We start from the raw sequence: 558 nt of genomic DNA, 5'->3' as shown, positions 1-558 counted from the left end.
GACACTTACGGCCCCCGCGACGGGGAACGCAGCCGCTGCGCCGCCGCCGAGCAGGAAAAGCACCACTGCACCGGACTAGAAGAACAAAAGAAAGCCTGACCCAAGGTGTGTTGACGAGTCAGGACGACGGCAAAAAAACGAACGGTCAGCCCCTCCCGCAAGAGGGGCAACCCCTCCAAAATGAGGGGTTCGCTAGTCAATCTCTTTTACCTGCCGGCCCTGGTCATCCTAGTGGCCTTCATGATCTACCCCCTGCTGTCAGGCATCGGTCTGTCCATGACCAACTGGGATGGCTACAATGCCGAGAAACCCTTCGTGGGCTTGGCCAACTACGCACACATGTTCACCGACGGCAACTTCCTGACCGTCGTGGTCAACACGCTGATCTACGGCATCGGCAGCACCATCATCCAGCAGATTCTGGGCCTGGCCCTGGCCCTGCTGCTGAACACCAGGATCAAGGGCAAGTCCGTGATCAGGGCGATCATCTACTTGCCGGCCCTGGGGGCACCTGGGGCCCTGAGCATCATGCACGACGTCATCTCCCACAACCAACAG

1 protein-coding gene is annotated in these 558 nt (G+C 59.7%); it reads left to right on the top strand.

Annotation, left to right across the window (positions count from 1 at the left end; translation table 11 throughout):
- Positions 1-180: 180 nt before the first annotated feature.
- The coding region (locus tag CRD59_RS07550) for a carbohydrate ABC transporter permease (protein ID WP_130341229.1) at positions 181-558 on the top strand (378 nt) is incomplete at its 3' end.

The organism is Bifidobacterium xylocopae, from assembly GCF_003315615.1.
GTDB classification, from domain to species: Bacteria; Actinomycetota; Actinomycetes; order Actinomycetales; family Bifidobacteriaceae; genus Bombiscardovia; species Bombiscardovia xylocopae.
This window is presented reverse-complemented; position numbering and strand designations above follow the sequence as displayed.